Origin of the sequence: Pararoseomonas baculiformis (assembly GCF_017813395.1) — a bacterium.
GTDB lineage: Bacteria > Pseudomonadota > Alphaproteobacteria > Acetobacterales > Acetobacteraceae > Roseomonas > Roseomonas baculiformis.
In genome coordinates this window covers 13180-40179 of record NZ_JAGIZB010000013.1, presented here as the reverse complement: position 1 = coordinate 40179, position 27000 = coordinate 13180, and the positions used below count along the sequence as shown (strand labels likewise).

Sequence of the window (27000 nt, the reverse complement as noted above, 5' to 3'; positions counted from 1 at the left end):
CTATCCGTGCACGATACCGGCCTCCCGCAACCGGGAAACCTCCCCGTCGCCCAGCACGGCACCCAGGATCTCGTCATTATGCTCGCCAAGACCAGGGGCGGGCCGCGCAAGAATTCCTGGGGTGCCGGAAAGCCGGGGCACGTCGCCATGCATGGGCAGCCAGCCCATCTCGGCATCCGGCACCTCGATCAGGCTCTCGCGCTCGGCCACGAAGGCGTCCTCATCCAGCGCCGGGGCATCCATGATCGGGCCGATGGTCACTCCGGCCGCGTCGAAATGCGCCAGGTTCTCCGCCATGCTCCGCTCCGCGACGAAGCCACCGATGATGGCGTCCAGCGACTCCCAGTTCTTCAGCCGGGCGGCATTGGTGGCGTAGCGCTCGTCCTGCAGCAGCTCCGGCCGGCCGATCGAGGCCAGGAGCTTCGCGGTCATTCCCTGGGTGGAGGAGGACAGGCAGACCCACCCGTCATCCCTGGTGCGATAGGCGTTGCGCGGCGCCGTGTTGGTGCTGCGACTGCCCGTGCGCGGCTTGCGCCGCCCGCTCAGGCGCCGATTCGCGATCTGGGGCTCCATCATCGCGAAGATCGGGTCGAAGAGGGAGAGATCGACCACCTGCCCCTTGCCATAGGCACCCTCCGCCGCGCGGAGCGCGATCATGGCGGCCGAGGCGCCATAGAGGCCGGCGAAGGCGTCGCCCAGGAACATGGGCGGCAGCACCGGCTCCCGGTCGGCGAAGCCGTTCACGGCGGCGAAGCCCGAATACCCCTCCACCAGCGTGCCGAAGCCCGGCTTGTGCCGGTAGGGACCGGTCTGGCCCCAGCCTGAAACCCGCACGATCACCAGCCGGGGATTGATCGCGAGCAGGGCTTCCGGGCTGAGCCCCATCGCCTCCAGCACGCCAGGACGGAAGCTCTCGACGAGCATCGCGGCACCCTCGGCCAGGCGGCGCACCACCTCCTGGCCCTCGGGCGCCTTCAGGTTGAGGCAGACGCTCTTCTTGTTGCGGCACCAGGTTTTCCAGGAGGTGGAGACGCCCTCCACCTTCCAGGCGCGGAGCGTGTCGCCCTCGGGCGGCTCCACCTTCACCACCTCGGCACCATGGTCGGCCAGCACCTTGGTCAGGAGATTCCCGGCCACGAGGCGCGAAAGATCCACCACCCGCACCCCGTCCAGCGCGCCCTTGGCGGCTGGGTCGAAGGCGCGGCGGCGAAGGCGGGGCTTTTCGGCTGTGCTGGTCATTCGATTCGGATATTCGCCGTGGAGGCGACCTGCTTCCACTGCGCCAGGTCGCGTTGCAGGAAGGCCTCGCCCTCGGCGGGCGAGAGCGGCGTGGGGGCGGCGCCCTCGCTCTCAAGATAGGTCGCCAGGCGGCCACCCGAGAGCGCCTCGTTCGCGGCTGCGTTCAGCGCCGCGCGGATCTCGGGTGGCGTGCCACGCCGGGCCAGCAGGCCCCACCAGATGCTTGCCTGGTAGTCGGGCAGCCCGCTCTCGCGCGGGGTGGGCGCCTGCGGCCCGCTCGGCGGGCGGTTCTCGCCGGTCCAGCCCAGCACCTTCACCCGCCCGCTGCTGATCACGCCGCGCGCGGAGGGCAGCGTGGTGAAGAGAAGCTGGATGGTGCCGGCGGCAAGGTCGGTGGTGGCGGGCCCCATGCCGCGATAGGGCACATGCTGCATCTGCACGCCCCCCGCCTTCTGGGCGAACAGCTCGGCCGAGAGATGATTGATGCTGCCCGGCCCGGCGGAACCGTAATCCACCTTGCCCGGATTGGCGCGCAGATAGGCGACCAGCTCCGCCATGTTCCCCGGGGGGAAGCCTGGCGCGGCGAGGATCACCAGCGGCGCGGCGGCAAGCATCGCCACCGCCTCGAAATCCGCGGCTGGGTCATAGGGGGTGCGCTGTGTGGCGCCGCTGGTCGCGAAGGTGGAGGAGGTGACCATCAGCGTCAGCCCGTCCGCCGGGCTGCGCACCACCTCCGCCGAGCCGATGGTGCTGCCGGCGCCCGGCCGGTTCTCCACGACGAAGGGCTGGCCGAACTTGCCCTGCAGATGCTCCGCCAGCGGACGGGCCACCGCGTCGTTGCTGCCGCCGGGCGGGAAGGGGACGATGACCCGTACGGGGCGGGAAGGCCAGCCGCCCGGGCCCGTGCCCTGCGCGCGCGCCACGGCGGGAAACGCCAGCGCCATGGCCCCGAAGGCGCGTCTCGTGAAGCTGCTCATCTGTTCCTCCATCCTGTTACGCGCCCTTGTCCCGCGTTGTTATTCCGCACCGGGCAGGCCGAGCTTGCAGGCGAGTGCCAGCACCGCCTCCGCCCCCGCGACGAAGGGGGCGTCCACCATGCTACCATCCACTAGGAAGGCGCCCATTCCGGCGCCAATCCGCTCCCGCGCCACCTCCACGATCCGCCTGGCCCGCGCGATCTCGGCCGGGCTCGGCGCGAAAGCCTCGTTCGCCGGGGCGATCTGGGTGGGGTGGATGCAGCTCTTCCCCGCGAAGCCCATGCGCCGCGCGGCATCCGCCTCCTCGCGATAGGCCTCGGGCTGGCCCACCTTGGCGAAGGCGCCGTCATAGGCGGGCAGGTCGTGCTCGGCGGCGGCCAGCCGGACCGTCATGCGCAGATGGGCGAGCATGGCCGGGTCCATCCGGTCGAAGCCATAGGGTTCGAGCAGGTCGGCATAGCCGATCTGCAAACCGCAGACCCGGGGATGTGCGCCCGCGATCTCATGCGACAGGCGCAGGGCGCGTGGTGTCTCGATGTTGCAGAGGATGCCGATGGGCTCCGCCACGCCGTTGGCGCGTTCGGCCCTCTCCAGTGCCGCCGCGGCCTCCGCCACCTCCGCTGCGTCCCGGATCATGGGCAGGTTGATCATATGCGTGCCGGGAACCGCGACGGCGGCGATATCGGGCGCGAAATGGGGCGTATCCATCCCGTTCACGCGGATGACGATGACCTTCCCGCCGTGCTCGCCGCCCCCCAGGAAGCCCGCGAGCGTCTCGCGCGCCATGTCCTTCCGGTCGGGGGCGACCGCATCCTCCAGATCGAAGGAGAGTGCATCGGCCGCGGAGGTGGCGGCTTTGGCGAAGAGCTCCGGCCGGGAGCCCGGCACGAACAGCTTGCTGCGCATGAGGACAGGGCGCACCGCTTCACTCCCGAATCATCTTGCGGCCAACCACGCATGCACCCCGGCCGATAGGGGGAGCATAGGCCAGGCTTCGGGAAACAGAATGTTGAGAATTGAACGTTCAAACGATAGTTTTTCTTTCGTATGGACACCCGCTTCCTCGAAACCTTCCTGGCCGTCGCGGAGAGCGGTTCGGTCGCCGCGGCGGCGCGCCGGCTGAACCTGACCGCCGCCGGCGTTGCGCAGCGGCTGCGCGCGCTGGAGGCGGAGATCGGGGTCCCGCTCCTCAAGCGCGCCGGCCGGAGCCTTGCCCCCACCCCTGCCGGCGCCCGCATCGCGGCCCGCGCGCCGGAGCTGCTCGTGCAGCTGCGCGACCTCGCCGCCCTCGCCACCGCCGATGCGTTGGCGGGCGAGCTGCGGCTGGGCGCCGTTCCCACCGCCATTATCGGCCTGCTGCCGGACATGATGACCGCCATGCGTGAACGGCATCCGCGGATCGAGATCCGAATTGTGCCCGGCCGTTCCGAGGAACTCTTCGCCCGCGTTGCCGAAGGCGCGCTCGACGCCGCCCTGATCGTGCAGCCACCCTTCGAGATCCCCAAGAGCTGCGGCTGGGCCATGTTGCGGCGCGAGCCGCTGATCGTGCTTGCCCCGGGCCGCCTGGCGGGCGCGGAGCCGCTCCACCTGCTCTCCGCCGAGCCCTTCATCCGCTACGACGAGGCGAGCTGGGGCGGGCAGCTCGCCAGTGCCTATCTGCGCCGCCGCCGAATCCGGCCGCGCGAGGCCTTCGAGCTGGTCACGCTCGACGCGATCGCGGTGCTGGTCGATCGGGGGCTGGGCGTCTCCCTGGTGCCGGACTGGGCGCCGCCCTGGCCGGAGGGGCTGTCCCTGGCCAGGCTGCCAGTGCCGGATGCGCCGGTGCGCTGCATGGGGCTGGCCTGGGGGCGGGCCTCGCCGCGCATCCGGCTGATCGAGGCGCTGGCCGGCCAGGCCATGGCGGGCTGAGGGCTGGACGCGCGGCCCGGCTCATGGAACGCCATGCGCCTCAGAACGGGGAGGCGGCCATGGTCACGGGCATCACGCGGAACGAGGGAAGCGCGGCGCAGCGCGCGGCGGTGCGCGGCTGGCTCGCCGGGCTGGACCGCCTCTCGCCCGCGATGGCGGAGATGGTGGTCACGGCCTGGGTGAGCGCCTGGACCTCCAGCCCCTTCGCCTCGCTGGAGGACATGCCCTATTCGACCCTCGCCCCCGAGCACCGGCTGATGGACCATGTGAACCATGTGACGCGCACCGGCTGGGACCTCGCCGCGCGCGCCGAGGCCGATTGGGGCGTGGCGCCCGAGCCCGACATCCTCGGCGCCATCCTCATGCTGCACGACGTGGACAAGCCGCTGATGTATGTGCGGGAGGACGGAGCGGTCCGTGGGTCGCCGCTGTCGCGCGAGCTGCCCCATGGCGTTCCGGGCGCGATGCTGCTGCGGGAGATGGGCTTCCCACACCTTGTGGTCCACACGGTGGCGACCCATGCCCACAACCAGCCCTTCCACGGCACGAACCCGGAAGCCTGGATCCTGCACTACGCCGATTTCTTCGCCACGGATCGCGCATTGCTGCTGGCGGGCACCCAGCCCTTCTACCAGCGCAGGCACTGAAGCCGCCGCTATTGCGGCCTGCGCGGGATGACAGCAATCGTCCCGCTCACCTCCAGCACGGCCAGCCGGATCTCATCCATCCGGGTGAGACCATGAGATTCGCGCGCACTCTGAAGAATTTCGGACTCGGAAATCCGTGCTTCGCGAATGCGGTCCGGCAGCGGCCGGCCATCGACGACGAGGATGGTCGGCAGGCCTTCGAGGATGCGGTCCACCGGCTCGTGGCGCGCCTTGATCCAGCGGATCGCGACGTCCAGCCCCAGCAGCGTCGCGATCACCAGCACGGCGTTGGTGATCGAGAAGTCCTCCCCCAGCAGGGCCTGCTGCGTTGCCTCGCCGACGACGAGCAGCAGCACGAAGTCGAAGGTGGTGATGTGGCTCATGCTGCGCCGGCCGGTGATGCGGAACATCAGGGTCAGCGCGACATAGATCGCCAGGGCGCGAAGAACGCTCTCCATCGGTGCCTCAGCCCCGCGTCATGGCAGCACCACGATGCGCACCCGCACCCTGGATGCGCCCGCGGCCAGGGTTCCGCTGACCAGGCCGGGGCGGGTGGCGCGCAGGTTCAGCAGGATCTCGGCCCACTGCTCCCCGGGCGGTGGCTCGAAGCGCATCCCGATCCGGCCAGGTGCGCGGGTTTCGGAAACGGGTCTCGGCTGCCCCCCAGCGACCTCGACATCCTCGACCAGTCCCTCTTCGAGCCGCAGTTCCAGCGGCCCCGGAGCTAACTGGCGGATGCGGATGCGAAGCTCGCTGCTGCGCCCAAGACGCTCGATCCGCTCCCACGCAACCTCGAGCGCGCCGTCATCGCTGCGCGCGCTCGCGTAAGAGAGTGGCCCGCCGCCGAAGGCGCCGGCCATCGCCAGGAGAATGAGCACCGCCATGCCGAACCAGCCCAGGCGCTGGAACCGCCAGACCTTGCGCTGGAAGGCGAGGTCCTCGCCGACGATGCGAGAGGCTTCGTCCAAGGCTGGATCGCTCATGATCGCGCAACGCGCAGCACCGGGTGGTGTTTCGCCACCCCTTCACGGCCCGTGGCACCCATGCGAAAGCCTGGGACATGCGCATCCATGTCCAGAACCCCGCCAACGACCCGGAATTCGCGATCACGCAGGCCCAGTGGGACGCCGCGATCGCCCGCAGCCCGGACATGGCCGGGCTCCAGGTCAGCTTCGCCGACAGCGAGGAAGGCTTCGCCAGCGCGCTGCCCGAGGCCGAAATCCTGCTGAGCTGGGTGCGGCCGCTGCGCCAGCGCTTTCCGGCAGGCGCCCTTCCCGGCGTTGCCCCGAGGCTGAAGGTCATCGCCTGCACCTCCGCCGGGGTCGACAGCGCGGCGCCCTTCGACTGGCTGCCCGATTCCGTCGCGCTGCTGAACAACCGCGGCACCCATGCCGAGAAGGCCGGCGAATTCGGGATCATGGCGATCCTGATGCTGCAGACCGGGATGCCCATCTTCGCGGACCAGCAGCGGCGCGGCGAATGGAAGCCCCGCTTCTCCTCCACGCTGGAGGGGCGGCGCGTGGTGATCGTCGGGCTCGGCTCCCTGGGTGGCGGCGTGGCCCGCCGGGCAAAGCAGTTCGGCATGACGGTGATCGGGGTGCGCAACGGGGCCGGCGATCACCCGGATTGCGACGAGACCCACAGCACGGATGCGCTGGACCGCGTGCTGCCGCAGGCGGAGTTCCTGGTGCTCGCCTGTCCGCTCACGGACCGCACGCGCAACCTCCTCTCGCGGGAGAGGATTGCCCTGCTGCCCAGCGGCGCGCGGATCGTGAACATCGCGCGTGGCGCTGTCTGGGATCAGGACGCGGTGTGCGACGCCCTGGATGCCGGCCATCTGGAAGGCTGCGTGACCGATGTGGCCGTGCCCGAGCCCCTGCCGGCCGAGCACCGGCTCTGGCGGACGCCGGGCATGGTCGTCACGCCGCATGTCTCGGCGGATGACCACGCGCGGTACAATGACCGCACGCTGGACATCCTCTTCGAGAACCTGCGCGCCATGCGCGAGGGGCGGCCCATGCCGAACCGGGTGGATCCCGCCAAGGGCTACTGAGGAACGGCCCCGTCCCGCCCCGCCGCTCAGGAGGTAGGGGAGGGCGGCGTGCGTTCGCAGCTCCGGCGGGACGGAATGGGGGATGACTGGGGCGCGGCCGGTGCCTGGGTCGAAGGCGCCGGGGTGGGTGGCGCCGGGCTCGGTGCCGGCGGGGATTGTGCCGCGGCCATGCAGGGGAACAGGGCCGCGGAAAGCAGGGCGACCATGAGCGGGGCGGGGGCTGGCATGCGCGGGCTCCAGGCTTTTCCGCACCAGCTTGCCCGGCCGGGAGGGCCGGGCGCCAGGATTTCCGTCGGGCTCAGCGCCGCGGCGGCATGGGCCAGGCCGCTTCGCGCAGGATCCGGGCCGCGGCCTCGCGGTGTTCGCCATAGCTGGCCACCGGGGTCGCGTCGAAGCGCGGCGTGCCCAGGGCGCGGACCGCTTCCGGCACGGGCGCATCCGGGAGCGTGGCGTAGAAGATTCCGCCGCTGAACTCCGCCTGGGCCTGCTCGGTCATCATGAAGTCGATGAAGCGGGCCGCCGCCTCGCGGTTGGGGGCGTTCCTGATCAGCCCGATGGCGGTCAGGTTCAGCATGGCGCCGGGCTGGCCATCGCCCTGGTCCGGCCAGGCCACGCGCAGCCGTGCGGCGGCCTGGCGCTGTTCCGGCGTGGCGGAAGGAGCGCCGAGCCGCAGCAGGTAGTAGTGGTTGCTGATCGCCACGTCGCAGCGCCCAGCCGCGACGGCCTGGATCTGCGTGAAATCGGAGGCCAGCGGCACATCCGGCGCGAAGTTCGCTGCCACGCCCTTGGCCCAGCGAAGCGCGCCCTCCTCGCCCAGGAGCCCGATCATGCGGGCTGTGACGGAAAGGTTATAGGCGGTGGGAGCGGTGGGGCAGACCTTGCCGCGGAATCGCGGATCCGCCAGCTCCGCCATGCTCCCCGGCGGGTTCTGCTCATCGGCGCGCACCACCGCGATCCGCGCGCGCGCGGAAACACCCGTCCAGAGGCCGGCGGGATGGCGGAACCGCACCGGCACGCGCTGCGTGGCGGCAGAGGAATAGGGTTCGAACACGCCGGCCGCCTCAAGCTGCGCCAGCGCGCTGGCATCCGTGCCCAGCATCACGTCGCCGGGGCCGCGCGGCGTGGTGGAGAGGGCCTGCACGGCCGCGTTGCCGGCAGTGGGCACGAAGGTGATGCGGATGCCGGTTTCCCGCGTGAATCGGGCGAAGGGCTCCTGGTCGGGCGAGGCGGGACGCTGGGCGATGATCGCCAGCTCGCCCTGCGCCAGGGCGGGGCCGGCGAGGGGGAGGGCAAGAAGGCTCGCGGCGAGGAGCCGGCGCGCGATCGGAAGCATGGGCATCTCCGGAGGACAGAGGGGCCGCATAGCGCCTTCCAGCCGATTCGCAAATGCGGATTGTTCGCAAATGCACAGGCGACTTCGGCTCGCGCGGTGCCGGGCCAAACCCCGGCCGCTCCGCCGCGTTCAACCGCGCATGCGAATCCACGCCTTCGAATGCGGATCCATGCGGCCCCTGGGCGGGCGGCTCTGGGATGGCTGGACGGGCGGGCTCGGCCCCGCGCATCTCGCCTGCCGCTGCCTCCTGGCCGAGACAGAGGCCGGGCTGGTGCTGGTCGATACGGGCTTCGGCCTGGAGGACGTGACCGCCCCCGTGCCGCGGCTGAGCCGTGCCTTCTACCATGCGGACCGGGTGCATCTGGAGGCCGATGAAACCGCCATCGCCCGGGTCCGCCAGCTCGGCCTGGACCCGCGGGATGTGCGGCACATCGTGATGACCCACCTGGACTTCGATCATGCCGGGGGGCTGACGGATTTCGCTTGGGCGCAGGTGCATGTGCATGCGGCCGAGATGGCTGCCGCCCGCCGCCGGGAAGGCGCGATCGGCCGCGGCCGCTACCGCCCGCTGCAACTGGCCCATCCCATGCGGGAATACAGCCAGCCCGGCCCGATGTGGTTCGGCCTGCCCACCATCCGGGGGTTGGAAGGCCTGCCGCCCTCCATTTTCTTCATCCCGCTGCCCGGCCATACAGCCGGTCACTGCGGTGTCGCGCTCGGCACGGGGGATGGCTGGGTCCTGCATGCGGGGGATGCCGTGTTCATGCATTCCGAACTCGACACGCCCCTGCGCATGCCGCCGCTCTCCGCCGCCTATGCCAATGTCATGCAGGTGGACCGCGCGGCGCGGCTGCAGAGCCGGGCCATGCTCCAGGAGCTGGCGAGGCAGCATGGGGAGGAGGTGACCATCCTCTGCACCCATGACCCCGCGCTGCCGGCGCAGGCGGGCAGGCGGGTGTCGGTCAGCGCCGGCGAAGGGCCTGTTCCCGCCAGAAGATGAACAGGCCGGCCCCGACGATGATGGCGCCCCCGAGCAGGGTGAGCGGCGTCAAAACCTCGCCGAAGAACAGATAGCCGAACAGCATCCCCCAGGGGATCAGCGTGTAGTGCAGCGGCATGACCGCCGAGGCCGGGGCCAGCCGCAGTGAATGGGTGACGCAGGCATTCCCCGCAAGGGAACCGAGGCCCAGAACCACCAGCATCGCGAAATCCAGCGGCCCTGGCGTGATCCATTCCTGCTTCCCGACCAGCACCAGGCCCAGCAGCATGGCTACCAGGAACTGCCAGCCCAGCAGGGTCGGCGCGGGCGTGCCGGCCAAGCGGCGGGTCGCGATCAGGAACAGCGAGTAGGCGAAGCTGCCCGCGATGGGCACCAGCACGGCGGGCGAGAGATGCCCCTGGGGGTCAACCGCCAGGATGACGCCGCAGAACCCGATGCTCACCGCCGTCCAGCGCCGCCACCCGACGCGTTCGCCCAGAAGGAAGGGCGAAAGCGCCGTCACGAAGATGGGCGAGGCCATGTAGAAGGTGATGACCTCCGCCAGGGGCAGGAGGGCGATCGAGACGAAGAAGATGGTGGATTCGGCCGCGGCCAGCCCGGCGCGAAGCAGGTGCAGCCCGGGCCGGGCCGGCAGCCGCCGCAGCGCGCCCGAGCGCCACAGGCCGGGCAGCAGCACCAGGAACCCCACCGTGCTGCGGAACAGAAGAAGCTGGCCCGCCGCATAGGTCGCGGCGAGCCATTTGCCGAGCGTGTCATTCGCCGCGAAGAGCAGCACGCCCAGGATCATCAGCAGGACGCCCCGGGCGGTGTTCCGGTTGCCCAGGTCGTCCATGATCAAGGGGAAGGGGCGGTGCCGCTCAGCCCTGCTGGAGCGCCGCGACGCCCGGCAGGGTCTTGCCCTCCAGCCATTCGAGGAAGGCGCCGCCGGCGGAGGACACATAGGTCATGCGCTCGGCCACGCCCGCATGGCGCAGGGCCGACACGGTGTCGCCGCCGCCCCCGATGGACTTCAGCCCGGCGGACTGGGTAAGGCCGGCCACGCTCTGGGCCACCGCCACCGTCGCCGCATCGAAGGGCGGCGTCTCGAAGGCGCCCAGGGGACCGTTCCACACCAGGGTGGAGGCCTTGCGGAGCCGGTCCTCGATGGCGGCGATGGTGTCGGGACCGACATCGAGCGCCATCATGTCCGGGGGCACGGAATCGGCCGCCACGGTGCGGGTCGCGGGATTGGCCTTGAACTCGGCCGCCACCACAAGGTCACGCGGAAGCAGGATCTCGCAATTGGCGGCCTTTGCCTCGTCCAGGATCCGCAGGGCAGTGTCGTGCATCTCCGCCTCCTGCAGGGACCGGCCCATGGGATGGCCCTGGGCGGCGAGGAAGGTGTTGGCCATGGCCCCGCCGATCACCAGCACATCGACCTTCCTCGAGAGGTTCCCCAGCAGGTCCAGCTTGGTGGAGACCTTGGCCCCGCCCACGATGGCGACCACGGGGCGGGATGGCGTGCCCAGGGCCGCCTCCAGAGCCTCCAGCTCCGCCTGCATCAGCCGCCCGGCATAGGCGGGGAGCAGCTTCGCCACGCCCTCGGTCGAGGAATGGGCGCGGTGGGCGGCGGAGAACGCGTCGTTCACATAGGCATCGCCGAGCTTCGCCAGATCGGCGGAGAGCTGCGGGTCGTTCTTCTCCTCCCCGGCATGGTAGCGGGTGTTCTCCAGCAGCAGCACCTCGCCGTCCTGCAGCTTCGCCACGGCGGCCTCGGCCTCCGGGCCGATGCAGTCATCGGCGAAGGCCACCGGCTTGCCGAGAACGGAGGAGAGCGCCTCCGCCAGCGGCTTCAGCGACATCTCGGGCACGCGCTTGCCCTTGGGCCGGTCGAAATGGGAGAGGACAACCACCTTCGCACCCTTATCCGACAGCTCCCGGATCGTCGGGGAGAGACGCTCGATCCGCGTGCGGTCCGTGATGGCCCCGTCCCGCACCGGCACGTTCAGGTCGGCGCGCAGCAGCACGCGCTTCCCCTTGGCATCGAGCTGGTCGAGGGTGCGGAAGGAGGCCATCGGTCGTTTCCTGGGGAGGAGGGGGCGTCGAAAATGAACGGGGGCGCCGAAGCGCCCCCGAAAGGTCTCAGAGGTTGCCGAGGAGAGCGGCGGTGTCGCTCATGCGGTTCGAGAAGCCCCACTCGTTGTCATACCAGGACATCACGCGGACCAGCCCGCCATCGACCACCTGCGTCTGCGTCGCGTCGAAGGTGGAGGAGTGGGAGTCGTGGTTGAAGTCGATGGAGACCAGGGGGGCGGTGTTGTAGCCCAGGATGCCCTTCAGCTCTGGCGACTCCGAAGCCTCCTTCATCGCCGCGTTGATCGCCTCCTTGGTCAGGCCCTCGGTCTTGGCCGGCACGAAGTCCAGGCTGACGAGGGAGACGTTCGGGGTCGGGATGCGGATGGCGGTGCCGTCCAGCTTGCCCTTCAGCTCCGGCAGCACGAGGCCGACCGCCTTGGCCGCGCCCGTGGAGGTCGGGATGGCGGAGACCGCCGCCGCGCGGGCGCGGTGCAGGTCCTTGTGCAGCGTGTCCACCGTGTTCTGGTCACCCGTGTAGGCGTGGATGGTGACCATGTAGCCGCGGAGGATGCCGAACTTCTCGTGCAGCACCTTGGCGATCGGCGCCAGGCAGTTCGTGGTGCAGGAGGCGTTGGAGACGATCTGGTGCGAGGGCTTCAGGATCTTGTGGTTCACGCCATAGACGATGGTCGCCTGGGCGGAATCATCCGCATGGGCCTCGGCCCAGGTGACGGGGGCGGAAACCAGAACCTTGCGCGGGCCGGACTGCAGCAGCAGCGCCGCCTTGTCGGAGCTGGTGAAGATGCCCGTGCACTCGGCGGCCACGTCCACGCCCTGCCAGGGGAGCTTGGTCGGGTCGCGCTCGGCCGTCACCTTGATCGGCTTGTAGGTGCGGCCCGCGGCCGAGATGATCATCGTGTCGCCTTCGACACGGACCTCGCCGGGGAAGCGGCCATGGACGCTGTCGTAGCGGAAGAGATGCGCATTCGCCTCGACGGAGCCGAGATCGTTGATATGCGTGAACTCGACATCGTCGCGCCCGCTCTCGAGCGCCGCGCGAAGCACCAGGCGGCCGATGCGCCCGAAGCCGTTGATCGCAACCTTGACCGCCATAGGCTTATCCGTCCCTCTCTCTGGTTCAGTTCACGCGGCGCTTGACCGCCGCCACCACCGCATCCGCGGTGATGCCGAAGTGCCTGTACAGGTCGCTGGCCGGCGCGCTGGCGCCGAATCCCTGCATGCCGATGAAGATGCCATCGGGGCCGAGCCAGCGCGACCACCCGAACTCCAGCGCGGCCTCGATCCCGACGCGAAGCGCGGAGCCGAGCACCTGATCGTGATAGCTGGGGTCCTGCAGCGCGAAGAGCTCCCAGCAGGGCAGGGAGACGACCGCGGTCGGGATTCCCGCCTGCTCCAGCGCCTCGCGGACGGCCAGGGCGATCTCGATCTCGGAGCCGGTGGCGATCAGCGTCGCCTTCCGCTCGCCCGAAGGCTCGGCCAGGACATAGCCGCCGCGCGCCGTGCGGTTCTCGCCCGCATCGCTGCGCACCGTGGGCAGGTTCTGGCGGGACAGGGCCAGCACGCTCGGGCCATCGGCCCGCCGCACGGCCAGCTCCCATGCCTCCGCCGTCTCGATCACATCGGCGGGGCGGAAGACATGCAGGTTCGGGATGGCCCGCAGCGCCGCCAGCGTCTCGACCGGCTGGTGGGTCGGCCCGTCCTCGCCCAGCCCGATGCTGTCATGCGTCAGCACATGCACCACCCGCTGCCGCATGAGCGCCGCCAGGCGGATGGAGGGGCGCATGTAGTCGCTGAACACGAGGAAGGTGCCGGAATAGGGGATGATGCCCCCATGCAGCGCCATGCCGTTCATGGCCGCAGCCATGCCGTGCTCGCGGATGCCCCAGTGGACGAAGCGCCCGCCCCAGTTCTCGGTAGAGAGGGCAGGGACACCCTTCACATTGGTGTTGTTGGAGCCCGTGAGGTCGGCCGAGCCGCCGATCATCTCGGGGATGGCCGGCACCAGCGCCTCCAGCGCCTTCTGCGAGGCGACGCGGGTGGCGAGCTTCGGCTTCTCGGCCACGGCCTTCGCCTTCCACTCGGCGATCGGGGCGTCCCAGCGCTCCGGCAGCTTGCCCGCCATCGCGCGCTCGAAATCACCGCGCTGCGGGTGCTTGGCCAGGCGCTTCAGCCATGAGCGGCGGGTGCCGCCGCCGCGCTTGCCGGCGGCTTCCCAGGACTCCCGGATATCCGCGGGCACCTCGAAGGGCCCGGCATCCCAGCCCAGCGCCGCCTTGGCCGCAGCCGCTTCCTCGGGGCCGAGGGGGGCGCCATGGCTGCCCGCCGTGCCCGCCTTCTTCGGCGCGGAGAAGCCGATGATGGTGCGGCAGGCGATCAGGGTCGGCTTGCGGGACTTGGTGGCCGCGTTCAGCGCCGCCGCGACCGCCTCGTGGTCATGCCCGTCCACGCGGCGCACGGCCCACCCATAGGCCTTGAAGCGCGCGAGCGTGTCCTCCGAGGTGGAGAGCGCCGTGTCGCCATCGATGGAAATGTGGTTGTCGTCCCAGAGGACGGTGAGCTTGCCCAGGCTGAAATGCCCGGCCAGCGACGCGGCCTCGTGGGAGATGCCCTCCTGCAGGTCGCCGTCCGAGGCGATGACCCAGGTCCTGTGGTCCACCAGGCTCTTGCCGAAGCGCGCGGCCAGGTGCCGCTCCGCCATGGCCATGCCAACCGCCGTCGAGATGCCCTGGCCGAGGGGGCCGGTGGTGGTCTCGATGCCCGGATGCTCGCCCAGTTCGGGGTGGCCCGCCGCCGGGGAGTGGAGCTGGCGGAAACGGCGCAGTTCCTCCACGCCCATGCCCGCATGGCCGGTCAGGTGCAGCCATGCATACAGAAGCATGGAGCCATGGCCGGCGCTGAGCACGAAGCGGTCGCGGTCCGGCCAGCGCGGGTCGGCGGCGTCATGCTTCAGGAAACGGGTGAACAGCACGGTGGCGGCATCCGCCATGCCCATTGGCATGCCCGGATGGCCGGACTTCGCGGCTTCCACGCCGTCGATCGCCAGGGCGCGGATCGCATCCGCCATGCGGCGGGCGGGCGTCACGGGGCGGGCAAGGATGGCATCCTGCGCCACCAGAGCGGGGCTGCGCTCCGGGGTGGCGGGTTGCCGGTCGGGTTCCAGGGTGGCCAATTCAGGGTGTCTCCCGCGACGATGCCGGGCATGGCAACGCCCGCCGGCTGCGCAGCGGCGAGGCGGGCGTCCCAGTCGCGTCGCGCGCCGCTATAGAGGCGCCCCGCCCGTATGCCAACCCTGTGGCCGCGCGCCGGGCGGCAGCGTGGGCTGTTACGCGGATTTCAGAACGGGTCGTGCAATTTTGGAGAAACCGGATATAAACTGAGACGATCTGGTGAGAACGCTACTGTTCGCCACCAGGAAAGGGGTATTCCCTTACCGTATGGACGTGGAGGAGAGCCCGATGCCTCCGGAAATGGCTCCGACGCGGCGGCTGCGCCGGGTGGCGGCACTCACGGCCGGCGCCCTGCTCGGATCGCTTTCGCTCGCCCTGGTGCTGGCCCTTCTGCTTCCCGCCTCCCTGTCGGTTCCGCTGGTGCTGGGACTGATGGCGCTGCTCGTGGGCGCGTTGTTGCTGGGGCTCGCCATCGCCTGGCCATCCATCCGCCGCGCCGCGCTCCTGCGCGAGGCGATCGACCGCAGCGCGGTGCGCTACGCTGTTTTCGGCCGAGACCGCACCCTTCTGGACCACAGCCCCGCCCATGACCTCCCCGGCATGGGGTCGGGGCCCGTTCCGGCCGGGACCAGGCTCGATGACCTTCTCGCCGCCTCCTTCCGTGATGATCCCCTGGCCGCCACCGCCATCGCCGGCCAGATCGCGGCGCATGAGGACGATGCCCGGGCGGAGTATGAGCGCAACCTCCCGGATGGCCGGATCATGCAGGTGAGCAAGCGGCGCCTCGCGGGTGGCGAGGTCGCGCGCTTCTCCCTCGACATCACCAGCGCCCGCGCACGCGACCTGCGGGCACGGGCGATCCATGAGGGCGTGCCCGCCGCGATCTGGCACCTGGACCGCGAAGGGCGAACCATCGCCGCCAACCAGCGCCTCACCGATCTGCTCGGCGGGGAGGTTCCCGCCACGCTCACGGAAAGCGGGCTGCAACAGCTTGGCTCGCAGGGGGACGGACCTTTCGGCCTGCCCACGGGCCGCGAGGTGGAGGGCGTGCTGCCCGCGCGGGGCGAGGCGCCGGAGCGCCGTGTCATCGTGACCACCTCCCCATGGCTGCCGGGCGAGAAAGGGGGCGAGCGGGCCGTGCTGATGCTGCTCGATGTCACCCGGCTGCATGCCGCCCAGGCCCAGGCCGTTCACTTCGCCTGGCATGATCCGCTCACCGGCCTGCCCAACCGGTTCCGCTTCCAGCAGGCTATCCTGCAGCTCACCGCGGCGCGCGATGGCGGCTCCGTCCTGCTCGTCGATCTCGCCGGGATCCGGGCCGTGAACGACTCCCTCGGGCAGCGCGCCGGCGACACCATTTTAAGCGAGGCGAGCCGCAGGCTGCGGGAGCAGCTTCGCCCGGGCGATGCGGCCTTCCGACTGGGCGGCGACGAGTTCGCGGTGATCGCGGCCGGGCTGCGCACGCCCCAGGCGGCGGGCGCGATGGCCGGGCGCATCCAGCGGGCCCTCGCGGCGCCGCTCGATCTCGGTGGCGGAGGGGTGCCGTTGCGCGCCTCCATCGGCCACGCGCACCTGCCCGATGACGCGGAGGACGCGGAGGGGCTGCACCGCGCCGCAGCCCTGGCGCTCGCCCAGGCGAAGCGGCAGGGCAATGGCAGCGTGGTTGCCTATGATCCCGAGCTGGGTGAGCGCGTCGCGCGGCGCCTTGCCCTGCGGGAGCAGCTGATGGCGGCCGTTGCCGATGGCAGCTTCGAGCTGGCCTGGCAGGCCCAGGTGGATGCGCGAACCGGCACCTTGCGGGGCGCCGAGGCGCTGCTGCGCTGGCCAGGCGGGCCGGGCGGCCCGATCTCCCCCGGGGAGTTCCTGCCGGAAGCTGAAGCCGCAGGCCTCATGCCGTCGATCGACGCCTGGGTGCTGGAGGAGGCGCTGCGCCAGAAGGCCGCCTGGACGGCGGCGGGCACGGGGCCGGAGGTGGTGGGCATCAACATCTCCCCGGCAACCCTGCGGGATCCGGAATTCCCCGCCCGCGTCCAGGCCACGCTGGTCCGCTATGGCGTGACCCCCGAGGCGCTGGAGGTGGAGATCCCCGAGGACGTCGCGGCGCGCGACATCGACGCCATTGCCCCCGTCCTCAACGAGCTGATCGCAGACGGCGTCCGCCTCTCGCTGGACGATTTCGGCGGCGGCAGCTCGGCGCTCGCCCACCTCCTGCGCCTGCCCGTGGATCAGGTGAAGCTTGACCGCTCCATCGTGGAGGGGCTGCCCGGCGGGGCACGGGAAAGGGCGATCCTCCGCGCCGTCGCCACGCTTGCGCGCGGGATGGAAATCCCGCTCCTGGCGGAGGGTGTCGAGACGGAGGCCCAGCGCGAGGCGTTGCTCGCGGAGGGCTGCACCGTCATGCAGGGCTGGCTCTTCGGCCGGGCCGTGAGGGCGGAGGAGCTGGTCGCCCGCTGAGGCGCAGCCCCGCCCGTCAGAGCGGGCGGTTCGCCCGCGCCAGCACCGCCTCGAACAGCACCTGGCAGCCATCCGCCGCCTCTTCCGGCAGGATGCTCTCCGCCTCGTTGTGGGAGAGGCCATCCTTGCAGGGCGTGAAGATCATGGCGGCGGGGACGCGGCGCGCGACATAGATCGCGTCGTGACCGGCGCCGGAGATGATCTCCCGGGCGGGCAGGCCCAGCCGCTCCGCAGCCTCTCGCACCAGTGCCACGCATTCCGGATCGAAGGGCTGGGCGGGAATGCGGAACAGTTCCCGCAGCTCCAGGCCGAGCCCCGCCTCGTCCGCGATGGCACGGGCGCGGGCGGGGAAGTCCTCCGCCAGGGTTTCGATTTCAGCGCCCGACGGATGGCGGAACTCCACGGAGAAGCGCACCTCGCCGGGGACGACGTTGCAGGAATTCGGGAAGACCTGCAGGCGACCCACCGTGCCGCGGCCATCCTCGCCGCGGGCGCGCATCAGCTCGTCCACCAGCTGCACGATGCGCGCGGCGCCCAGCAAGGCGTCACGCCGCGTGGATGGAGGGGTGGTGCCGGCATGGGCGTCCTGGCCGGTGAGCACGGCGTCGTACCATACCTGTGCCTGACCGCCGGTGACGATGCCGATCCGCTTGCCCTCGTGCTCCAGGATCGGGCCCTGCTCGATATGCAGCTCGAAATAGGAATCCGCCTCGAATGGCTGGGCCGGCTGCTCGCCCCGATAGCCAATGCCTTCCAGCGCATCGAGGACGGTCACCCCGTCCAGGTCCCGCAGGCCATAAGTCGTCTGCTGGTCGTAGACGCCGGACCAGACGCCGCTGCCCATCAGGGAGTGCCCAAAGCGGCTGCCTTCCTCGTCCGTCCAGTTGATCAGCTCCAGCGGAGCCTCGGTCTCGATGTTGAGGTCCTGCAGCGTGCGCATCACCTCCAGCCCGGCGATCACCCCCAGCGCGCCATCGAACTTGCCGCCGGTGGGCTGGCTGTCGAGATGGCTTCCGAAGAGAACGGGCTTGCGGCTCGGGTCCCGGCCCGGGCGCCGGGCGAACATGTTGCCCATGGAATCCACCCGCACCGTCAGCCCCGCCGCGTGGCACCACTGGGCGAACTGGTCGCGGCCGGCGCGGTCCACCTCGGTCAGCGTCAGGCGCTTCACGCCGCCCTTGGGGGTGGCGCCGATCTCGGCCATGGCCATCAGCGCGTCCCAGAGCCGGCCGCTGTCGATGCGCTGGTTCGTTCCGGACATGCTGCTCTCTCCGCCGTGATGCCTCCGGATGAATGCGGCGCGCGGCCGGCTTCGGCAAGGCCCAACCGGCCGCCCTCCCGCCTTGCGATTCCGCCGCATCGGCGCGAGGTTGCGACGCCCGCTGACCGGAACCCGCCATGGCGCACGCCCTTCCTTCCGCCCCGAAGCTGCTCCGCAACAGTGACCTGGACACGCCCGATATCCGGCAGGCCCGGGTGGACCTGGCGGCTTGCTTCCGAATGGCCGCCCGCCTCGGCCTGCAGGAGGGGATCTGCAACCACTTCTCCGTCCAGGTGCCAGGCCGGCCGGATCTGATGCTGGTGAATCCCTATGGCTGGGCTTTCGCCGAGATCACCGCATCCCGCCTGCTGATCTGCGACTTCGGGGGGCATGTCCTGGCCGGGGAGGGCACGCCGGAAGCCACCGCCTTCTACATCCACGCCCGGCTGCATCTGCGGCATCCCCGGGCCGTGGCCGCCTTCCACACCCACATGCCCAACGCGACGGCCCTTTCCATGCTGGAGGGGCCGCCCCTCGTCTGGGCCGGGCAGACAGCCCTGAAGTTCTATGGCCGGACCGCGGTGGACGAGGCCTATAACGGCCTCGCGCTGGACGCCGCCGAAGGCGACCGCATCGCCGCGGCGATGGAAGGCGCGGATATCGGCTTCCTGAAGAACCACGGCGTGATGGTGGTCGGCCCCTCGATCGCCGAGGCCTGGGACGACCTGTACTACCTGGAGCGCGCGGCCGAGGTGCAGCGTCTGGCGCTCGCCACCGGGCGCCCGCTGAAACCCGTGCCGAAGGATGTCGCCGAGCGCACCTACGCGCAGATGCGCGAGGGAGACAGCGAGAGCGCCCGGCTGCATCTGGAAAGCATCAAGCGGATCCTGGCGCGCGAGGAGCCGGATTATCTCGACTGAGGCGAGATCGGAGGCGGGGAGCGGCCAGGGCTACGGCCTGCTGTTCCTTGGCGTCACGGCGTTGGGGTGGGGTCTGAACTGGCCCGTGCTGAAGGCGCTGCTGGGCGAAATGCCACCCCTGGCGGCTCGCGGAGGGGCGGGGCTGCTGGCCGGCTGCGCCCTGGCCGCCTTCGCGGCGCTGCGCGGCGTGCCGCTCGCCGTCCCGGCGGGCCGCTGGGGCCCGCTGATCATGGCCTCCCTGCTCAATGTCACGGCCTGGATGGGGCTTGCCACCATGGGGCTGCTCTATCTCGGCGCCGGTGAAGGGGCGATGATCTGCTACACCATGCCGGCCTGGACAGCCCTGGCTGCCTGGCCCGTGCTGGGGGAACGCCCGACCTTCCGCCGAATTCTCGCCCTGTTCCTGGGAATGGGAGGCGTCGCCATCCTGGTCACCTCCAACGGGTTCGACCTGGACTGGGGCAAGATGCCGGGCGTTCTGATGATCCTCGGCGGCGCCGTGCTCTTCGCGCTCGGGACGGTATGGTTCAAGCGCCATCCGGTCGGGCTCAATCCCCTGGCCTCCGTGGCTTGGCAGGTGGGGCTCGGCTGCCTTCCCCTCGCGATCGCCTCGCCCTTTCTCGAGTATTTCGACCCGGCCGGCGTCTCGCCCCAGGGGTGGGCGGCCTTCATCTACATGGCCGCTGTTCCGCTCTGCCTCTGCTACCTCGCATGGTTCGCGGCGCTGGCCGCCCTGCCGGCCAGCGTGGCGGCGATCGGCACGCTGTTCACGCCGGTGATCGGGGTGATTTCCGGCGCCCTTCTCCTGGGAGAACTACTGGGCGGGCGCCAACTCGCCGCGCTCGTCCTCACCCTCTCCGGGATCGTGCTCGCCATCCGGGGGGAGCCGCGACGGGAAGAGGGCTGATGCTCGCCCGGGCGCGATATCATTTTCGGCTCTCCCCGGACCCCTCACCATCATCTTCTTCTATCAGTTGGGGCGGCTGAACTGACGGTGCGCCTCGGGTCTATGACCCGAGGCGACTGCAAGGGCAGGATTAGGGGCAGAAACCCCTGCTTGCATCGTATCCGCGGCAGCTAGATGGGGTTCCAAGGGCCTCAGGCCCTTGGCGAGCGAGGTCCGGAGAGGGCAGCGCCCTCTTCGGGACACAACCGACGGGAGCGGAAGCCGCAGGAAGCGGGGCGCGATGCCCTGTGCAAGCGCAGCCGATCCGGCCTATGCCGCGCCCCATGCAAGACCTGCCCCTGATCCGCCTGCTGCCCGGCCGCGACCGGCGTGCCAAGGCGGGCCATCCCTGGATCTTCTCCAACGAGGTGGCGATGACCCCGGCGACCCGCGCCATCCCGCCCGGTGCCGCCGTTCGGGTGGAGGGGGATGACGGGTTCCGCCACGGGGTCCATCACTTCAACCCGCATTCCCTCATCGCCGCCCGGCGCCTTTCCCGCGATCCGGCAGCGGTGATCGACGACGCTTTCTGGCAGGCGCGGATCGCCGAAGCCCTGGCACTGCGCACCCGTCTCTTCCCCACGCCTCACTACCGGCTCGCCCATGCCGAGGCCGATGGGCTGCCCGGCCTGATCCTGGATCGCTACGGCGACCTGGTAGCGCTGCAGGCCAACACGGCCGGCATGGAAGCGGCCACGCCGGCCATTCTGCGCGCGCTCGACGCTTTGATCGCCCCCCGGGCGGTGGTGGCGCGGAACGAGGCCTCGGTGCGCGCCCTGGAGGGCCTGCCAGAGGTTACCGCGCTGCTGCGCGGCGAGGAGGCGACCGGCAGCGTCGAGGAGGGCGGCGTTACCTTCACCGTCGATCCGCTGGGCGGGCAGAAGACGGGTTGGTTCTTCGATCAGCGGGAGAACCGGGCCCGCGTGGCCCATCTGTCCCGCGGGGAGACGGTGCTGGACGCCTTCTGCCACACGGGCGGCTTCGGGCTTCAGGCAGCCGCCGCCGGCGCCGCAAGCGTCACGCTGCTTGACCGTTCGGAGCACGCGCTGGCCACCGCCATGGAAACCGCGCGCCGCAACGGGCTGGAGGAGCGGACGGAGACCGTGCGAGGGGAGGCGATGGAGACGCTGGAGCGGATGGGCCAGCAGGGCACCCGCTTCGGCGTGGTGGTCGTCGATCCGCCCGCCTTCGCGAAATCCCGCAAGGACATCCCGCAGGCCATCCGCGCCTATTCCCGCCTGGCGCGGCTGGCGGCGGGGCTGGTTGTGCCGGGCGGCATCCTCTTCATCGCGTCGTGCAGCCACCATGTTCCGGCCGGCGAATTCACCGATACGGTGATCGCAGGGTTGCAGCGCGCCAGGCGGGATGCGCGGATCCTCGCCATCTCCGGCGCTGGGCCGGACCATCCAATTCATCCCATGCTACCCGAAAGCGTATACCTCAAAGCACTGACTTTGCAGCTTTCCTGAAGTCTCCCTCTTGGCGCGGCCGACCCTTTCCGTGGGGCGGTCAGGCGCCAGTAAGGGGTTGCTCATCGGCTCTTTGGCGCTGGCTCCTGCGGGGCTGCGTGAAGGGCCAGGCGCACGGTGGTGCCCTGGCCAGGCGCGCTCTCGATGGAGAAGGAGCCGCCGTGCAGCTCCACCAGGGCCCGGACAAGTGGCAGCCCGAGGCCGGTTCCCCGCTCACCCGTCCCCGCGACCCGGCCGAAGGGCTCCTGGGCGAGGATGAGCTCGCCTTCCGACATGCCCCGTCCCGTATCCGACACCACGATAAGGATCATCGCGCCATCCTCATCTGCCCGCAGCTCGGCCCGCTGCCCGGGCCCGGCATATTTCACGGCGTTGCCAAGCAGGTTGAGCAGGATCTGCAGCATGGCCCGAGGATCGGCCATCACGGCCAGCCCCGCGGGGACATGCTGCTCCACCGTCATCCGGCGGCTCGCCGCCTGGGCCCGGAGAAGGCGCACCGCCCGCTGGGCAATGGGGCCGATCCTCACGGGCTGCCGAACCAACTGCTGCTTGCCTTCCCGCAGAGCCGTGAAGTGCTGCACATCCTCGATCAGGGCCAGCATGTGCTGCCCGCCCTCCGCAATGTCATTCGCGAACTCGGCGTAGCGCTGGTCGCCAAGAGGGCCATGGGGCTGCATCTGGAGCAGCTCCGCGAAGCCGAGCACGGCGTTCAGCGGCGTGCGGAGCTCATGGGTGACCTCGGCCAGGGCTCGCTCGCGCCGCAGGGCGGAGGCGACCGCCTCCTTCTGTGCGCCGCGCGCGGCTAACAAGGCCGTGTCCAGCTGGGCCAGCGTGCTCTGTGTCGCTGCCATCAGCCGCCCGCCCAGGTCCGGGAGGCCGAGCGGAAGCTCGGGCAGTACCTCCTTGTTCGCATAGGCCTGAAGCGCGTGCATGCTCTGCCGCACTGGAGCGAGAAGCCCGTGCACGGCGAAAAGGGCGAAGATGGTGCCGCCCAGCGTTGCCAGGAGCAGCGCGCCCATGAGTTCCCAATCCGCCGGGCGGTCCCGGAACAGCAGGAGCACCGCCGAGATCAGCGGGACATGGGTGGCCAGGAAGGCGACGATGAAGAACTTGCCCGCATAGCCGAAGGGTATGCGGAGCCGGCCGAGAAGCAGGTAGAAGCGCATGAGTCTTTCTACCCTGGGTTGTGCCATCTGATCAAAGAAAGCGCGCGCGCAGATCCACGCTGTCCCGCTGCCCGATGGCGCCCCGGTTCTCCGTCAGCCAGGCATCGGCAGCCGCCCGTCCATCTTCGCGCAAGCCCGTAAGAAATTCCCAGTTACCATTGTATTTCGTAGAAATTCCAAGCCTCCGCATACGCTCCTCGTCCTCGATGAGATGGACGAACAGCCTCTGGTAGCGGGGCGGCTTCAGGACCCCCTGGTCCACGAGACGCTGCACGAACTCGATGGCGCGCATCTCGTACATCAGGGACGCATTGAAGCCGATTTCATTCACCCGTGTGTTAATGTCCTGAACCGTCTGGGGAATATCGGGACGGGAAATCGGGTTGATACCCACCAGCACGATGTCCGGCGGCGCCCCACGCTGTTCGTAGAGTGGCCAGAGCGCCGGATTTCCCAGGAACCCGCCATCCCAATAGGCCTCGCCGTCTATTTCCACCGCGCGGAACAGGTTGGGCAGGCAGGCCGAGGCCAGGAGCGTCTCCCGGGTTAGCTCCTGCCGCTTGAAGATCCTGGGCTTGCCGGTGCGAACATTCGTCGCCGTCACGAAGAACTGCGGGGCGGCGGCGGCACCGCAGAGCGTCGTGAGGTCGAGCACTTCCTCAAGAACCCGCCGCAAAGGGTTCATCTCAATAGGAAAAGGATTCAGCTGGTACGGCGAGAACAGCCGGGTGAGCGCATCGAAGCCCTGCCACGCCAGGCTGTGGCTGAGATCCGGGCCCCAGATGAACTCCTCCAGCGGGCTGTTTCGCAGCGGGCTGAAGGCATAGCGCGCCCCGATCGCAGCCCAGAGCCGGTCCAGCAGCGCGGCCGCGCCGGCGCGGCCGCCCTCGGCCATCCCCTGCACGAAGGCGGCACCGTTGATCGCACCGGCGGAGGTACCGGAAATGGCGGCGACCTCGATCGACTCCTCTTCCAGCAGCCGCAGCAGCACGCCCCAGGTGAAGGCGCCGTGAGTGCCTCCACCCTGCAGGGCAAGGTTCACGCGCCGCGGCCCAGCCTGGCCAATGACAGGCGGGGCCGCGGGCGTGCCCTCGATCGGGTGTACGCCCTCCTCGCTGCCGCCCGGCTTGCGCTCGGTCACGGGCGGATCAGGAGGCAGTCCAGCCGCCGTCGATCGACAGGGCAGCGCCATTCACCGCGCCGCTGTTCGGGCCGCAGAGATAGACGGCCATGCCCGCCACCTCCTCAACCTCGACCCAGCGCTTGCTGGGCTGCTTCTCCAGCAGGTAGTCGGTCAGCGCGGCCTCCTCCGTCACGCCGTGCTTCTTCGCGAGCGGCGCCACCTGGGCCTCGGCCAGGGGCGTGCGGACAAAGCCGGGGCAGATGGCGTTGCAGGTGATCGGGCTGCGGGCGACCTCGATCGCGACCGTCTTCGTCAGCCCGACCACCCCATGCTTGGCGGCCACATAGGCCGCCTTGAACGGGGAGGCCACGAGCCCGTGGGCGGAGGCGACATTCACGATCCGTCCCCAGCCCCGGGCCCGCATGCCGGGCAGCACGGCCTTCGTCGCGTGAAAATTGGAGGAGAGGTTGATCGCGAGGATCGCGTCCCACTTCTCCTCCGGGAACTCCTCGACCGGGCTGACGAACTGGATCCCGGCATTGTTCACCAGGATGTCCACCCTCCCGAGCGCCGCCTCGGCCTCGGCGCACATGGCGCGGACCCCCTCGGCGCGTGACAGGTCGGCCGCCGAATAGGGCGTCTCGCCACCCTGGATTCCGGCCAGTTCGGCGCGCGCGGCGGAGATTGCCTCCGGCGTCCCGAATCCGTTGAGCATGACCTTCGCGCCCTCCCGCGCGAAGGCCAGGGCGATGGCGAGGCCGATTCCGCTGGTGGAGCCGGTGACGAGGGCGGTGCGGCCCTCCAGGAGCTTGGGCATGGACAACCTTCCGGATCTGGCTGGCGCGGAGGAGACGCTCAGGGAAGCCGCTTCGCAATCCCCGCCAGCCAGCGGATGCGCGGATTGGTCACCATGGGCGCCTGATGCTCGAGTGCCGCCCGGGCAATGGCCGCGGACAGGCTGGGATGCGGCAGGGTTGCGCCTGCGAGCTCCGAGACCGGCCGGCCGATGCAGAGGGAGAGCATCCCGGCCATTTCCAGCCCTCCCGGCGCGAGCAGCCCGGCGCCGGCAAGGCGGCCCCGCCGGTCCACGGACAGGGTGACCAGCCCGGAGTCGATTCCCTCCGCCGACCCGCGCGCCGTGTCGGCCAGCGGCCAGCGCAGCGTTTCCAGCTCCGCGCCTCCCGTGGGAACGCCGAGCTCCACAAGGGCAGGCTCAGTGCGGATCACGCGCAGGGCCGGTGGGGCTGCGGGCGTCCCGGGCACGCGGAACAGCATGCTGCGCGCGAGAATCCCGGTATCGGAGCCTCCCGGCCGGCCCAGCACGCCACCTGCGGCCCAGATGCGTCGGGTACCCCGGAGCCGAAGCGTCTCATCGGCCGCCAGGCTGCCATCCGGCAGCCCGGCCGTGACGAGATCCAGCCCTGCCAGGCGCGGCGCACGGCCGAGGGCGAGCAGGAGATGCGATCCCTCGACCCGCGTCCCATCGGCCAGGAGCAGGGCCACGCCGCCCTCGCGCCGCTCCGCGCGTGCCGCCTCCTGGCCCTCCGCCAGCACCACCCCTTCGCGGCGAAGCATCCGGGCCAGGCCCTCGGCCATGGCGGGATCGGCCCCGGGGGCAATGCGAGCGGGCTCGATCACGGTGGCCCGGCTGCCGAGGCGGGTGAAGGCCTGGGCCATTTCCAGCCCGAATCCGGTGCCACCCAGGATCAGGAGGTGCTCCGGCCGTTCCTCCAGCCGGTGGACCGTCTCCTCGGTCATGTAGGGGATGGTCTCCAGCCCCTCGAGCGCGGGGACGACCGGGGCCGCGCCCGTTGCGATCAGGGCGCGGCGGAAGCGCCATTCCCGTCCGGCGGCGGCCACCCTGTCCGGCGCGGAAAAGCGTGCGGCGGCGCGCACCAGCTCCACGCCCATCGCCTCGAAGCGCGCGGCGGTCGATTCGGGCGCGGCATCGGCATCGGCATCGGCGAGATGGCTGCGCAGGGCGAGCCAATCCACCGGAACCTCGCCCGTGCCGATCCCCATCCGCGCCGCGTCGCGCGCCAGGGCGGCCCGTGCCCCGGCCGCGCGGAGGGCCGCCTGGATGACCTCCGGATCCGGTGCCTCGCCGCCCATGGGGCCGCGCTCGAACAGGGTGACGCGCAGCCCGAGCGCCACGGCAAGCGAGGCGAGGCCCCGCCCGGTGGCGCCGGCGCCGATCACGGCGATGTCCGTCTCAGCCATGCTTCCCCTTCCGGCCGCTGCACTCGCGCCACGCATAACGCCGCCACGCGGGAAGGGTAGGGGGCGCGGCCGCCATAAGGCATTGGTTGACGCGGATGGGACCACCTTTCTATACAGCGCCACCCGCGCCGGGCACCCCGCCGCGGCTGCCCGCGTCTGCGCCCATGTGGGCGCGCCGGGCGGCCGGGCTGCCCGGGAAAGACCACTCAACGCCGTCCCGCCCCCTCATCCGGGCGGCTCGCACCTGATACGGAGCGCCTTGCCGTGAAGCGTACCTACCAGCCCTCCAAGCTCGTCCGGAAGCGCCGGCACGGCTTCCGTGCCCGCATGGAGACCGTCGGCGGCCGCAATGTGCTGGCCAACCGCCGCGCCAAGGGCCGCAAGAAGCTCTCGGCCTGAGGCATTCCATGGGGCGCGACCGTCTTCCGCGCCCCTGTTTGCGGTCCGCAGCATGAAACTGCCCCGGATGAAGAAGCGGCGCGATTTTCTTCGTGCCGCCCAGCGCGGCAAGCGCGCCGCCCGGCCGGGGCTGGTGATCCAGGCCCTCCCGGGGACGGGCGGGCCCATGCGCCTCGGCTTCACCGTTACGAAGAAGGTGGGCAATGCCGTGGTGCGCAATCGCACCAAGCGTCGCCTGCGTGAGGCCGCGCGCCTCGTCCTCGGCGATACCCCGCCCGAGGGGTGGGACGTCGTGCTGATCGGCCGGGACGAAACCCGGACCCGCCCCTTCGCCCAGTTGCAGGGCGACCTGCGCGGCGCGTTGAAGCAGGCCGGCTTGCCTCCGCTGGGGGGCACGTGAGCACCGTTGCCGAGGCGCTCAAGCTGGGCGTCCGGACCTACCAGTTCACGCTGCGCCCCTTCATCGGGGCGCATTGCCGTTTTCATCCCCATTGCAGCGCCTATGCGATCGAGGCCCTGACCGAGCACGGGGCGCTGCACGGCAGCGCGCTGACGGTCCGCCGCATCCTTCGCTGCCACCCCTGGAACCCGGGCGGATACGACCCCGTGCCCGCCCCGACACACCGCTGAGCGCCGGATCTG

Annotated in this window: 26 protein-coding genes; 11 read left to right on the top strand and 15 right to left on the bottom strand. The window is 70.6% G+C overall.

What is annotated here, in order from left to right; genetic code table 11:
- The 3 genes from J8J14_RS14485 to J8J14_RS14475 are packed head-to-tail and all read right to left on the bottom strand — an operon-like array spanning position 1 to position 3137.
- Positions 1–1239, bottom strand: a complete 1239-nt coding sequence (locus tag J8J14_RS14485) for a CaiB/BaiF CoA transferase family protein (protein ID WP_209380246.1) — start codon at positions 1237–1239, stop codon at positions 1–3.
- A complete protein-coding gene (locus J8J14_RS14480) occupies positions 1236–2216 on the bottom strand; it encodes a Bug family tripartite tricarboxylate transporter substrate binding protein (RefSeq protein WP_209380245.1) in 981 nt (326 codons plus the stop codon). Before J8J14_RS14480 ends, J8J14_RS14485 begins: the two co-directional genes overlap by 4 nt.
- A 39-nt stretch (positions 2217–2255) precedes the next feature.
- Positions 2256–3137 carry an HpcH/HpaI aldolase/citrate lyase family protein gene (locus J8J14_RS14475; RefSeq protein ID WP_209380244.1) on the bottom strand — a complete coding sequence of 294 codons (882 nt, stop codon included), beginning with the start codon at positions 3135–3137 and terminating at the stop codon, positions 2256–2258.
- A 126-nt stretch (positions 3138–3263) separates the two neighbouring features.
- Between J8J14_RS14475 and J8J14_RS14470 the strand changes: the two genes are divergently transcribed.
- Positions 3264–4124 (top strand): LysR family transcriptional regulator, encoded by an 861-nt coding sequence (locus J8J14_RS14470; RefSeq protein WP_209380243.1) that lies wholly within the window; start codon positions 3264–3266, stop codon positions 4122–4124.
- Between the two features lie 59 nt (positions 4125–4183).
- Positions 4184–4771, top strand: a complete 588-nt coding sequence (locus J8J14_RS14465) for an HD domain-containing protein (RefSeq protein WP_209380242.1) — start codon at positions 4184–4186, stop codon at positions 4769–4771.
- 8 nt (positions 4772–4779) lie between these two features.
- Here the strand turns inward: J8J14_RS14465 and J8J14_RS14460 are convergent, their stop codons facing one another.
- Positions 4780–5229: a DUF421 domain-containing protein gene (locus tag J8J14_RS14460; RefSeq protein ID WP_209380241.1), complete on the bottom strand. Its 450-nt coding sequence runs from the start codon at positions 5227–5229 to the stop codon at positions 4780–4782.
- Positions 5230–5247: 18 nt separating this feature from the next.
- Positions 5248–5754: a hypothetical protein gene (locus tag J8J14_RS14455; protein ID WP_209380240.1), complete on the bottom strand. Its 507-nt coding sequence runs from the start codon at positions 5752–5754 to the stop codon at positions 5248–5250.
- 23 nt (positions 5755–5777) lie between these two features.
- Here J8J14_RS14455 and J8J14_RS14450 point away from each other — a divergent pair, with 23 nt between their 5' ends.
- Positions 5778–6824, top strand: coding sequence for a D-2-hydroxyacid dehydrogenase (locus tag J8J14_RS14450; protein ID WP_342452451.1), 1047 nt, complete (start codon positions 5778–5780; stop codon positions 6822–6824).
- Positions 6825–7122: 298 nt separating this feature from the next.
- Here J8J14_RS14450 and J8J14_RS14445 read toward each other — a convergent pair whose 3' ends face one another.
- Positions 7123–8163, bottom strand: coding sequence for an extracellular solute-binding protein (locus tag J8J14_RS14445; RefSeq protein WP_209380239.1), 1041 nt, complete (start codon positions 8161–8163; stop codon positions 7123–7125).
- A gap of 133 nt (positions 8164–8296) precedes the next feature.
- On the opposite strand from J8J14_RS14445, the gene J8J14_RS14440 reads away from it, so the two are divergent.
- Complete coding sequence (locus tag J8J14_RS14440) at positions 8297–9157, top strand: MBL fold metallo-hydrolase (protein WP_209380238.1); 861 nt, start codon at positions 8297–8299, stop codon at positions 9155–9157.
- Here J8J14_RS14440 and J8J14_RS14435 read toward each other — a convergent pair.
- The 4 genes from J8J14_RS14435 to tkt form a co-directional block, all read right to left on the bottom strand.
- Positions 9120–9989 carry a DMT family transporter gene (locus J8J14_RS14435; RefSeq protein WP_209380237.1) on the bottom strand — a complete coding sequence of 290 codons (870 nt, stop codon included), beginning with the start codon at positions 9987–9989 and terminating at the stop codon, positions 9120–9122. The genes J8J14_RS14440 and J8J14_RS14435 overlap by 38 nt on opposite strands.
- Positions 9990–10014: 25 nt before the next feature.
- Complete coding sequence (locus J8J14_RS14430; protein ID WP_209380236.1) at positions 10015–11211, bottom strand: phosphoglycerate kinase; 1197 nt, start codon at positions 11209–11211, stop codon at positions 10015–10017.
- A gap of 67 nt (positions 11212–11278) precedes the next feature.
- Positions 11279–12325 (bottom strand): type I glyceraldehyde-3-phosphate dehydrogenase, encoded by a 1047-nt coding sequence (gene gap, locus J8J14_RS14425; RefSeq protein WP_209380235.1) that lies wholly within the window; start codon positions 12323–12325, stop codon positions 11279–11281.
- 25 nt (positions 12326–12350) lie between these two features.
- Positions 12351–14297, bottom strand: a complete 1947-nt coding sequence (tkt, locus tag J8J14_RS14420; RefSeq protein WP_209380337.1) for a transketolase — start codon at positions 14295–14297, stop codon at positions 12351–12353.
- 391 nt (positions 14298–14688) lie between these two features.
- Between tkt and J8J14_RS14415 the strand changes: the two genes are divergently transcribed.
- Positions 14689–16854 (top strand): putative bifunctional diguanylate cyclase/phosphodiesterase, encoded by a 2166-nt coding sequence (locus J8J14_RS14415; protein ID WP_209380234.1) that lies wholly within the window; start codon positions 14689–14691, stop codon positions 16852–16854.
- Positions 16855–16870: 16 nt separating this feature from the next.
- Here the strand turns inward: J8J14_RS14415 and J8J14_RS14410 are convergent, their stop codons facing one another.
- Positions 16871–18115, bottom strand: coding sequence for a Zn-dependent hydrolase (locus tag J8J14_RS14410; RefSeq protein ID WP_209380233.1), 1245 nt, complete (start codon positions 18113–18115; stop codon positions 16871–16873).
- 137 nt (positions 18116–18252) lie between these two features.
- Between J8J14_RS14410 and J8J14_RS14405 the strand changes: the two genes are divergently transcribed.
- From J8J14_RS14405 to J8J14_RS14395, 3 genes are all read left to right on the top strand, one after another.
- Complete coding sequence (locus J8J14_RS14405; RefSeq protein ID WP_209380232.1) at positions 18253–19035, top strand: aldolase; 783 nt, start codon at positions 18253–18255, stop codon at positions 19033–19035.
- On the top strand, positions 18920–19942 hold the full coding sequence (locus J8J14_RS14400) for a DMT family transporter (RefSeq protein WP_209380231.1): 1023 nt from the start codon (positions 18920–18922) through the stop codon (positions 19940–19942). Before J8J14_RS14405 ends, J8J14_RS14400 begins: the two co-directional genes overlap by 116 nt.
- A gap of 323 nt (positions 19943–20265) precedes the next feature.
- Positions 20266–21450 (top strand): class I SAM-dependent rRNA methyltransferase, encoded by a 1185-nt coding sequence (locus J8J14_RS14395; RefSeq protein WP_245215796.1) that lies wholly within the window; start codon positions 20266–20268, stop codon positions 21448–21450.
- Positions 21451–21512: 62 nt separating this feature from the next.
- Here the strand turns inward: J8J14_RS14395 and J8J14_RS14390 are convergent, their stop codons facing one another.
- From J8J14_RS14390 to J8J14_RS14375, 4 genes are all read right to left on the bottom strand, one after another.
- A complete protein-coding gene (locus J8J14_RS14390) occupies positions 21513–22616 on the bottom strand; it encodes a sensor histidine kinase (protein ID WP_209380229.1) in 1104 nt (367 codons plus the stop codon).
- A gap of 31 nt (positions 22617–22647) precedes the next feature.
- On the bottom strand, positions 22648–23658 hold the full coding sequence (locus tag J8J14_RS14385; RefSeq protein ID WP_342452455.1) for a patatin-like phospholipase family protein: 1011 nt from the start codon (positions 23656–23658) through the stop codon (positions 22648–22650).
- Between the two features lie 106 nt (positions 23659–23764).
- Complete coding sequence (locus tag J8J14_RS14380) at positions 23765–24556, bottom strand: 3-hydroxybutyrate dehydrogenase (RefSeq protein WP_209380227.1); 792 nt, start codon at positions 24554–24556, stop codon at positions 23765–23767.
- 38 nt (positions 24557–24594) lie between these two features.
- On the bottom strand, positions 24595–25959 hold the full coding sequence (locus tag J8J14_RS14375; protein ID WP_209380226.1) for an FAD-dependent oxidoreductase: 1365 nt from the start codon (positions 25957–25959) through the stop codon (positions 24595–24597).
- A 264-nt stretch (positions 25960–26223) separates the two neighbouring features.
- On the opposite strand from J8J14_RS14375, the gene rpmH reads away from it, so the two are divergent.
- Genes rpmH through yidD form a run of 3 tightly spaced genes read left to right on the top strand, consistent with a single transcriptional unit; the run spans position 26224 to position 26988 of the window.
- The gene (rpmH, locus tag J8J14_RS14370) at positions 26224–26358 is read left to right on the top strand and encodes a 50S ribosomal protein L34 (RefSeq protein WP_099093630.1); all 135 of its coding nucleotides are present in this window, start codon (positions 26224–26226) and stop codon (positions 26356–26358) included.
- Positions 26359–26410: 52 nt separating this feature from the next.
- Positions 26411–26758: a ribonuclease P protein component gene (rnpA, locus tag J8J14_RS14365; protein ID WP_209380225.1), complete on the top strand. Its 348-nt coding sequence runs from the start codon at positions 26411–26413 to the stop codon at positions 26756–26758.
- On the top strand, positions 26755–26988 hold the full coding sequence (gene yidD / locus J8J14_RS14360; RefSeq protein WP_209380224.1) for a membrane protein insertion efficiency factor YidD: 234 nt from the start codon (positions 26755–26757) through the stop codon (positions 26986–26988). Before rnpA ends, yidD begins: the two co-directional genes overlap by 4 nt.
- The last annotated feature ends 12 nt before the right edge of the window (positions 26989–27000 follow it).

What these genes read in the sequence shown, in the direction of transcription:
- J8J14_RS14480 (WP_209380245.1), bottom strand. Translation starts at nt 2,216, where the DNA reads ATGAGCAGCTTCACGAGACGCGCCTTCGGGGCCATGGCGCTGGCGTTT.
- J8J14_RS14465 (WP_209380242.1), top strand. Translation starts at nt 4,184, where the DNA reads ATGGTCACGGGCATCACGCGGAACGAGGGAAGCGCGGCGCAGCGCGCG.
- gap (WP_209380235.1), bottom strand. Translation starts at nt 12,325, where the DNA reads ATGGCGGTCAAGGTTGCGATCAACGGCTTCGGGCGCATCGGCCGCCTG.
- rnpA (WP_209380225.1), top strand. Translation starts at nt 26,411, where the DNA reads ATGAAACTGCCCCGGATGAAGAAGCGGCGCGATTTTCTTCGTGCCGCC.
- J8J14_RS14445 (WP_209380239.1), bottom strand. Translation starts at nt 8,163, where the DNA reads ATGCCCATGCTTCCGATCGCGCGCCGGCTCCTCGCCGCGAGCCTTCTT.
- tkt (WP_209380337.1), bottom strand. Translation starts at nt 14,297, where the DNA reads ATGGCGGATGCGATCCGCGCCCTGGCGATCGACGGCGTGGAAGCCGCG.
- J8J14_RS14430 (WP_209380236.1), bottom strand. Translation starts at nt 11,211, where the DNA reads ATGGCCTCCTTCCGCACCCTCGACCAGCTCGATGCCAAGGGGAAGCGC.
- J8J14_RS14395 (WP_245215796.1), top strand. Translation starts at nt 20,266, where the DNA reads ATGCAAGACCTGCCCCTGATCCGCCTGCTGCCCGGCCGCGACCGGCGT.
- J8J14_RS14440 (WP_209380238.1), top strand. Translation starts at nt 8,297, where the DNA reads ATGCGAATCCACGCCTTCGAATGCGGATCCATGCGGCCCCTGGGCGGG.
- J8J14_RS14435 (WP_209380237.1), bottom strand. Translation starts at nt 9,989, where the DNA reads ATGGACGACCTGGGCAACCGGAACACCGCCCGGGGCGTCCTGCTGATG.
- J8J14_RS14415 (WP_209380234.1), top strand. Translation starts at nt 14,689, where the DNA reads ATGCCTCCGGAAATGGCTCCGACGCGGCGGCTGCGCCGGGTGGCGGCA.
- J8J14_RS14405 (WP_209380232.1), top strand. Translation starts at nt 18,253, where the DNA reads ATGGCGCACGCCCTTCCTTCCGCCCCGAAGCTGCTCCGCAACAGTGAC.
- J8J14_RS14380 (WP_209380227.1), bottom strand. Translation starts at nt 24,556, where the DNA reads ATGCCCAAGCTCCTGGAGGGCCGCACCGCCCTCGTCACCGGCTCCACC.
- J8J14_RS14485 (WP_209380246.1), bottom strand. Translation starts at nt 1,239, where the DNA reads ATGACCAGCACAGCCGAAAAGCCCCGCCTTCGCCGCCGCGCCTTCGAC.
- J8J14_RS14460 (WP_209380241.1), bottom strand. Translation starts at nt 5,229, where the DNA reads ATGGAGAGCGTTCTTCGCGCCCTGGCGATCTATGTCGCGCTGACCCTG.
- J8J14_RS14390 (WP_209380229.1), bottom strand. Translation starts at nt 22,616, where the DNA reads ATGCGCTTCTACCTGCTTCTCGGCCGGCTCCGCATACCCTTCGGCTAT.
- J8J14_RS14470 (WP_209380243.1), top strand. Translation starts at nt 3,264, where the DNA reads ATGGACACCCGCTTCCTCGAAACCTTCCTGGCCGTCGCGGAGAGCGGT.
- J8J14_RS14375 (WP_209380226.1), bottom strand. Translation starts at nt 25,959, where the DNA reads ATGGCTGAGACGGACATCGCCGTGATCGGCGCCGGCGCCACCGGGCGG.
- J8J14_RS14400 (WP_209380231.1), top strand. Translation starts at nt 18,920, where the DNA reads ATGTCGCCGAGCGCACCTACGCGCAGATGCGCGAGGGAGACAGCGAGA.
- J8J14_RS14410 (WP_209380233.1), bottom strand. Translation starts at nt 18,115, where the DNA reads ATGTCCGGAACGAACCAGCGCATCGACAGCGGCCGGCTCTGGGACGCG.
- J8J14_RS14455 (WP_209380240.1), bottom strand. Translation starts at nt 5,754, where the DNA reads ATGAGCGATCCAGCCTTGGACGAAGCCTCTCGCATCGTCGGCGAGGAC.